Below are 7,277 nucleotides of genomic sequence, written 5' to 3'. Positions count from 1 at the left end.
CGCGGCGCTCCTCCTCGGTCGATCGCTCCGCGACGCCGCACGAACGACCCTCGCCTGGCTCCTCGCTCGCGACGGGGCCCCCGCCGAACGGGATCGCGCCGCGGGTGTCAAGGGACGACGGGGGGTCGACTAGGCGCGAGCGGTGGAACGAACCGTGTCATCGATCACGCGGCGACAGCAGCCCGGATGCCCGCGCGGCTTGCTCCGCTGCCCTGGCGCGCTCTCGGACCCTCCCCGCGTGATGACGCGGACTCGGCGCAGCTCCCCAGGAGGGGAGCAGGCTGGATACGAGGCGCAGTAGTTCTCGGCAGACCACGACGCCAGCGCCCAGCGCCGTGACGCCGACGACGACGGGCGCCCTCACAGCAGCAGCGGCGAGCCGGACCACGAGATCGCGCAGCGCTTGCGCATCGGTCGTGCTCGGTAGCCGGGGCATGGCGCGTGGCAGGATGGCATGGCGAGCCGCCCTTGGCGAATCGCGATCTGTCCTGGCGGACGGAGGGCGAACGGGCGTAACGAGACGCACACGGCCGCGACGAGCTTCGCCACGGAGGGCGCTCCGTGCCCCCCACATCGCACGAATGTGACGATTTTGTTGCGCTGCCCGCGTTGACTCGACAGCTCAGCTTGCTAGCATGGCGTACATGTCGCTCTCGTGGTGGATGTGGCTGGGGGTAGCTGCCGTCCTCGTCGCGGCGGTGGGTGGGTTTCACTGGACGTTGCTCGATTTCCTGCTGGATCGGGGCGGCGCGGGGGCCGACTCGCGGCGGGATCCCGAGTCCGAGCCTCCCGGCAGGGCCGCGATGCCGCAGAGCTGAAGAAGCGCGGACCGTCGACGACGCACGGCGAGGCCGAGGTCTCTTACGTGGTCGCGGCCGCTTTTGGTCGGGCGCGGAAAAGCGCGCGGTCCAATCGCGAACATCCCGTTCGCGCGGGCCGGCGAAGCCGCACCGCCTTCACTCCGTCACCGAGGAGATGCACATCCTGGCCTTCTTCGCGCCGGCCGAGGGCACGGCGCAGGCGACATGAGCCGCCCTCCCGCGGTGAGCAGCCATCCGGGCGAGTGGCTGCAGGAGAACGGGAGCGTCCCCGGCGGGATTTGAACCCACGTTACCGGCGTGAACGACCGCCCGAGGACGACGGGTAGACGCGGTCGGTTGGCTGAAAATACCCCGTCCACGCGGGTTTTCGCGGCGTCGGGCTTCGCGCCGCGGTTTTTGGCGCGGGCTTGCGCCTTAGTGACGGCCGAACAGCCAACACAGCCACCAGTTTCGCGGTTCGATAGGGCAGGGCGCCTCGTCTGGCCTGCTCTCTTTCGGCGTGCCCAGAACACGACGATGCCGCCACTATCGAACGTGCCAGCATCGTGCGTGGGATGCGGGTTGCAGGGCAACCTTGCGCCTCCGCACGACGCGCCGTGCCTTGCTTGTTCCCGCTGAGTCGAGAGATGAGTGACGACAGGGAGCGGGATTCGTGCGGCGTGCGCCAGTACGGTTGTTTGCCAAGAGGGACGAGACAGGCCGTCTCCTGCGATGCTGGTGCTGCCGCGACACCTGGCCGTGCCCACCCTGCGAGGTTGAGCCGCCGTGCCGGTGTGGTTCATGCCTAGCGCACTGCCGCTGCGACGGCGAGACAGACAGTCACCGCGTAGCTCACGAAGCCCGCCGGGAGCAACGCCAGCGCGACGGGCAGGACCCACTGCGTCGCTCGGACGGCCATGGGGTACCTTCTGGCCTGCGCGCACGGTAGCGTCACGCGTGGCCACCCGCGGGGTTCTCGTCTCACGCTCAAGCGCGACGCTTCGCACGCCCTGTTCCGCAAGCTGCGCCGCGCTCTGTGCCGATTTCCACTCTTGCTCGCCGACCCGTGAGTAGACCGGCTACGAGGGGCCACTACTCCGAACGTCGAGCGCGCACCACGGCGCGGAGCAGTTCTGTACCGATCCGGTAGCCGAGCACGCAGAGGAGCGCGTCGCGCACCGAAACCACGTCGAGCGCGTGCTTGCACTCGGCGAGCGTCACGTGCTCGAGCTGGCTCAGGACCGTCCACGCGGTCAGGACGGAGTAGCCGAGGAGTGCGAGCAGCCCGAGGACGGCCGCCGCCCGGACCGCCTCGCGCAGCAGTTTGCCGGTCGTGCCGGCGAGCGGCAAGCCGAAAGTGGTGGTCGTCTCCCACAGGGGCATGGTGTCCAGTGCAACGGCGATGCCAGCAGCGGGCGCCGCACCCGCCGTGGACGCTCGGCCACGGGCGGCAAACGAATGACGGGTCAGTCCCGATGCGAGCAGCGCCGTGGCGCCGTTAGGGTGCCGATTCACCCCAAGCAAGCTCGCCCGGGCGGTGGCGCGCGGCGTGCCTATTCTCGGGTCGCGGTGTGATCGCTCCATCCGACGCGCGGATCGACGTTCAGCGGGAGGGACAGGAGGTCAGCAGGAGGCCGACGGCTCTCCCGCCCATGACGCCGACGATCCCGTACACGAGGGGGGCCGGGGGGTCGCTCCGAGCGTAGACGACGGCGCGCGCGGGTCGTGCCATGGCCTGCACGACCGCGCCGAGCGGGACGAAGGCTGCGCCGTGGCCGAGCGTCCCCTGGATGAAGAGCTTTTCGAACACCCGAGCGCCGTAGCTGGCGCGGAGCTGAAAGCCTGCATCGCTCGTGTTCGCCAGCACGGCGGCCGTCTCTTGGCCGACGGCGAGCGCGTCGTCAAGCGTAGCGGCGGGGACACCGGGCAACGTCGCCGCGCAGAGCGGGCTCTCGTGCACGGTCGCCTCGACCGCCTGGACCGCTGCGACCGTGGCGGCGAGCTGGTCACGGTCCGGCAGGGGGCAAACCCGCGGCGTGCGACGCCGGCAGTCGCCCACTACGAGTCGCCGGCAGCTTCTCTGCTCGCCCCCGTCGACGCCGCCGCGCGCGAGCACGCACTGCGCGATCCGGTAGCCGCAGCGGAGCCCACAGGAGGCGCGGCGCGCCGTCGCGGCCGTCTCGGTGACCAGACAGCCGAGGACAGCGATCCCGATCAGTGATGGGAGATGGCGAGCGTTCATGTCGCATCACATCATATGGTGGCAATTCGAACCCCGGTCAAAGACCCGATCTCTCAAGGGCCACATCGGCGCCTAGCGCGAGCCCGACGCACCACAACCGGCACCGGCACACTCCAAAACGTGCCCCGGAAGACTCGAGGGCGCGAAAGGACAGAGCGTCCCCGGCGGGATTCGAACCCACGTTACCGGCGTGAAAGGCCGGTGTCCTAGGCCAGGCTAGACGACGGGGACAGAGAGAAGTCGCGCAGTTAGCAGGGGAGGGCGGCGCGGCGCAAGCTGCACTGTCCCCCCTTGTCTCCCGATTTCCGGGAAGTCGGCGGGAACGGACGGCAACCCGCTGCCACGCTCATGCACTCTGGCCTGCCTTCCGCTTGTCAGCCAGCCGAACGACAGTCCCTCGCTTCCGAGCCGCCGCGATGCGACCTCGGAGCGCGTCCAAGTTGCCCAGGTTGTACCGGCGCGCCACCTCCGCCGTCTTCCAGCCCCCGACCGCCATCACGTCCTCGATGGTGCAGCCGGCCGCCGCAAGGTCGGTCGCGGCCGTGTTCCGCGTGCAGTGCCACACGAGGCCACCGCCCTTCCGACCGGCCGGGATATTGGCCGCCGCGCACGCCTTCTGGAACGCCACAGTGGAGATTGCCGAGACAGGCATAGCTCCGCGACATGGTGTGCGGGTCGCGGCCCGGCCGGCAGTCCCGACCGTGGCAGAGATACGGGCAGCATGGCCGCGCGTTCGCGAGCGCCCGTTTCACGCCCGCCGCGGAGGTGGCGCGGGCGTACAAGAGTCTCTCGCGCGTCGAGCGGACCTTCCGCGAGCAGAAATCGACGCTGGAGATCCGCCCCCTCTATCACCACCGCGATGATACGAGCATCGGCCACATCGTCGCGTGCTTTCTCGCACTGCGCTTGGAGGTGGACCTGCAGCGGCGCCTGGACGCGCGCGGCGTGAACGTCGCGTGGCCCGACTTGATGCGCGACCTGGCCCAGGTGCAGGCGGTGACGGTCACGCTGGACGGGCAGCGCACCGCCTGCGGACCGACCTCACCGGGAGCGCGCATCATGCGTCCGCCGCCGCCGGCGTGCGGCCGCCCGCCCCGGTGACCGCGCTCTGCCAGGAAGACCCGCTGCCGGAGGCGACCCCGGCGGCGGTCGCCATGTCGACCTTGATCGGGGCGTCATCGAATGGCCGGCCGCGTTGTGCAAGGCACGCGAGCCCCACACTCTCCCGCTGGAGGGCGAAGGGCTCACCATCGGGTGCGCAGGACGAACTTCCCGTCGAGTCGCGCATCGGCCCCGAGCGCGGCGGGGTTGATCCTCCTTGCCCTACTTGTTGTGGATCTGAATGTTGCCCCCGATCAAAGTCGTGGGCCCGTTCAAGTAGGTCGTGGTCATGATGCCGAATTTGTCCGCAGTCCCAGGCTCGCCGCAATCGTCGGCGTTGACGGTGAAGGGCTCGGTGGTCGTGCCGGTCGACCGGATGACCGCGGCCAAGCCGGTGAACGTGGCGTGCGTCATCGGGCCGCAGGTGCCGGTGGTGACGGACAGAAAGTTATACGATTGGACCTTGATCCGTACGTCCATCGGATGGTCGTCGTACTCCAGGTTCCCTGTCGGCGGCGAGCCAGGCTCGATCACGAAGCCGAAGGTGGCCTGGGCCGTCGGATCGGCTAGGCTCAGGCTGGGAACCAGAGCCGGCGGCGAAAGGAGATCCCCGAGGGGGGAGAAGATGGGGATCTGCCCGCCGCATCCCGGGATCTGCCCGCCGGCGGTCACCTCGCGCTGGACCAGGGGCCCCGCCTGGGCCGTGGAGAATAGGTCCAAGGCCATTACTGCCAGAGCGACAATCACGAAACTTCCGTGTCTCATGTAGACTCTCCTTTCCCTGCCTATGTTTCCCTTTCCCCTCGTCTTTTATCCTCGCAGTGCTAGCGGCACCGCATCCCCCGCTCCCTTTCGTGCCCGCGTCGCGCGGATGCCATCTTCGGCGTGATGACTACCACCTCCCTTCCGAACCGCGACGCTCGTTCTGTTTCCCTACTCTGTGGGACACGCCCACCCGCTCGATGCTCGCCGCGCTGGTGGTCACCAGGGTAAGACCGACTCCCAGACAGGCACGCGTTGCTTCGTCTTGAGTGCCGTACTGCGTGGGCTCTTCCGGGCCGCTCGCGGCGAGCGGAGGACGAACACTCTCGGGCAGCGACGGAGCAACTAGCCTTCCTCGGATTGATGCATCGTTACGCCCTCGTGGCAGACCTTTGAAGCCGAGTTGCTGCTAGATCGCTCTCTAAATCAAGGTACGGGCTGGAAATTACGCGGTGAGCCGACTGTCATCAAAAAGGGGACGATTCCCTTCTGTCTAGGGGAGAAGAGGCCCGCACTTCGGGTGACATCGGTCGCGGGCGCGGTGTCGTCCCGGCGGTCGCGTTGGCCGGGTTTTCAGCTGTCGATCATTGGCCGATTTGGGTGTCGACCGAGGGAACGACGTAGCGCACATTGGGAGGTCTGGCACCCCCGGCTCCCGCCGGCGCCTGAGCCCCCACCAGAAGGGGTCCAACTGCCGCGCCGCCACGTTCGAGAGGTACGCATAGCGAATCTTCTGCCCCTCGTCCGCGAAGTGAACAACGCGGAACGGGCACGGGATCCCAGCGCCTCCGCGATCTCATAACGGACGTGCCCGTTGACGATGTTCCCTTCTCGTCGACCACCACCGGTTCGATCTGCTAGTCGCGCTCGATGGTCGCCTTGAGCGCCGCCCGCTCTGGCGGCGTGTGGGGCGGCATCACCTGATACTTGTTTCCGGGGCGAATCGTTACGGCGCCGTTCCGGCCGTCGTCGGTCGGCGCCTTCTCGCCCTTGCGCCGGCTCATGACCGGGCCTTGCCGTACTCGTGTTGGAGGTAGTCCTTGGGAGCGATCATGATGGCGTCCCGTTCGCGGCAGACGGGGCGCTCGCTCAGGCTTTCAGCTCTCGGGCGACCACCCGACTCGCCCCGCGCGCCCGGTCGGCTGGCGGAAGCCCGGCAGGGTGTTGCCGTGCTTCCTGAGGTCAGGGCGCCGCCCCTGTGCACCGCAACTCAGCTCAAACCAAGCTTGACGCGGGGCCGGCGCGCACCGACAATGCGCGCCCCCGAGTGCGCGTCCTCTTCGTCAACGCGAACCGCAGCCAGAGCTTCGGCGGCGTCGAGCGCTGGATGATCGACGCGGCCTCCGGGCTCGCGGCGCGCGGTCATCACGCGGCGCTCCTCGGGCGTCCGCGCACGCCGTGGCTCGACGGGGCGGCGGGCGCCGGGCTCCGCGTGCTCCCCGACATCCGCGGCGCGTGGGCGCAGCGGGTGTTCCGCGTCGGCACGGCGATGCGCGCCGAGGCGGCTGACGTCGTGGTCGTCAAGGGCAAGAAGGCGGCGCGCATGGCCGCCTTCGGGCGCGCCACCGGCGCGCGCGGCCGCGTCGCCTTCTTCCTGGGCGCGACCCACGAGCTCGACCGGGCGCGCTGGGTCGATCGCTTCACCTGGCGGACGGTCGACGCCGGTATCGTCGTCGCGCACGGAGCGGCGCGCTGGTACGCGGCGGAGGGCTTCGGGCCGCCCGGGAAGATGCACGTCCTCTGGAAGGGCGTGGACCTGGCGCGCTTCGATCGGGCGCGCGCGGAGGCGGCCCGCAAGCGCGCCGAGCTCCGCCTCGCGCCGGGCGAGCTCGCCGTCGGCACGGTCGGGCGCCTCGCCTGGCAGAAGGGCATCGCCGACCTGCTCGAGGCCGTCCGCCGGCTGCGGCCGCACCTGCCCCGGGCGCGCTTCTTCGTGGCCGGCGGTGGCCGTGATGCGGAGGCCGTCGCCGTGGCCGCGGCGGCGCCCGACCTGGGCGGCGCGGTCACGCTCCTCGGGCCGCGCGACGACGTGCCCGAGCTGCTCGCCGCCATGGACGTCGTGGTGCAGAGCTCGCGGCGCGAGGCGATGGCGCAGACCACGCTCGAGGCGATGGCGGTCGGTCGCCCCGTCGTCTCGACCGCCACCGTCGGCGCCGACGAGGCGATCGAGGACGGCGCGAGCGGTCTCCTCGTGCCGGTGGGCGACGCGGCGGCGCTCGCCCGCGGCATCGTCGCCCTGGCGCGGGATCCGGTGCGGCGGGCGGCGCTCGGCGACGCCGCCCGCGCACGCATCGCCGAGCACTTCACGAGCGCGCGCATGCTCGACCGCTGCGAGGCGATCTTGCAGGCGATCCACACGGCGTCCTAGAAGC

The 7,277-nt window shown here is 70.0% G+C and carries 7 protein-coding genes and 1 tRNA gene; 3 read left to right on the top strand and 5 right to left on the bottom strand.

From position 1 onward, the window contains the following. The first annotated feature begins 635 nt into the window (after window positions 1–635). Window positions 636–818, top strand: coding sequence for a hypothetical protein (locus E6J59_01980; GenBank protein TMB23477.1), 183 nt, complete (start codon window positions 636–638; stop codon window positions 816–818). Between the two features lie 1,074 nt (window positions 819–1,892). On the opposite strand, the gene E6J59_01975 is transcribed toward E6J59_01980, so the two are convergent. The 4 genes from E6J59_01975 to E6J59_01960 all read right to left on the bottom strand — a co-directional run bounded on the left by E6J59_01975 (window position 1,893) and on the right by E6J59_01960 (window position 3,694). Further along, window positions 1,893–2,183 (bottom strand): hypothetical protein, encoded by a 291-nt coding sequence (locus E6J59_01975; GenBank protein ID TMB23476.1) that lies wholly within the window; start codon window positions 2,181–2,183, stop codon window positions 1,893–1,895. A gap of 220 nt (window positions 2,184–2,403) precedes the next feature. Then, on the bottom strand, window positions 2,404–3,042 hold the full coding sequence (locus tag E6J59_01970; GenBank protein TMB23475.1) for a hypothetical protein: 639 nt from the start codon (window positions 3,040–3,042) through the stop codon (window positions 2,404–2,406). 156 nt (window positions 3,043–3,198) lie between these two features. After that, window positions 3,199–3,273 (bottom strand) — tRNA-Glu (locus E6J59_01965). 115 nt (window positions 3,274–3,388) lie between these two features. After that, window positions 3,389–3,694 (bottom strand): site-specific integrase, encoded by a 306-nt coding sequence (locus E6J59_01960; protein ID TMB23474.1) that lies wholly within the window; start codon window positions 3,692–3,694, stop codon window positions 3,389–3,391. Window positions 3,695–3,807: 113 nt separating this feature from the next. On the opposite strand from E6J59_01960, the gene E6J59_01955 reads away from it, so the two are divergent. After that, window positions 3,808–4,143, top strand: a complete 336-nt coding sequence (locus E6J59_01955; GenBank protein TMB23473.1) for a hypothetical protein — start codon at window positions 3,808–3,810, stop codon at window positions 4,141–4,143. Between the two features lie 222 nt (window positions 4,144–4,365). Here the strand turns inward: E6J59_01955 and E6J59_01950 are convergent, their stop codons facing one another. Beyond that, the gene (locus E6J59_01950; GenBank protein ID TMB23472.1) at window positions 4,366–4,908 is read right to left on the bottom strand and encodes a hypothetical protein; all 543 of its coding nucleotides are present in this window, start codon (window positions 4,906–4,908) and stop codon (window positions 4,366–4,368) included. A 1,264-nt stretch (window positions 4,909–6,172) separates the two neighbouring features. On the opposite strand from E6J59_01950, the gene E6J59_01945 reads away from it, so the two are divergent. Next, entirely contained in the window at window positions 6,173–7,273 is a 1,101-nt protein-coding gene (locus E6J59_01945) for a glycosyltransferase family 4 protein (GenBank protein TMB23471.1), read from the top strand. The last annotated feature ends 4 nt before the right edge of the window (window positions 7,274–7,277 follow it).

The sequence above is a fragment of the Deltaproteobacteria bacterium genome (assembly GCA_005879795.1).
Taxonomy (GTDB): domain Bacteria; phylum Desulfobacterota; class Binatia; order DP-6; family DP-6; genus DP-6.
Note: the sequence above shows the minus strand (reverse complement) of the source record. Positions and strands in the feature narration are given on the sequence as shown.

What these genes read in the sequence shown, in the direction of transcription:
- E6J59_01975 (TMB23476.1), bottom strand. Translation starts at nt 2,183, where the DNA reads ATGCCCCTGTGGGAGACGACCACCACTTTCGGCTTGCCGCTCGCCGGC.
- E6J59_01950 (TMB23472.1), bottom strand. Translation starts at nt 4,908, where the DNA reads ATGAGACACGGAAGTTTCGTGATTGTCGCTCTGGCAGTAATGGCCTTG.
- E6J59_01960 (TMB23474.1), bottom strand. Translation starts at nt 3,694, where the DNA reads ATGCCTGTCTCGGCAATCTCCACTGTGGCGTTCCAGAAGGCGTGCGCG.
- E6J59_01980 (TMB23477.1), top strand. Translation starts at nt 636, where the DNA reads ATGGCGTACATGTCGCTCTCGTGGTGGATGTGGCTGGGGGTAGCTGCC.
- E6J59_01970 (TMB23475.1), bottom strand. Translation starts at nt 3,042, where the DNA reads ATGAACGCTCGCCATCTCCCATCACTGATCGGGATCGCTGTCCTCGGC.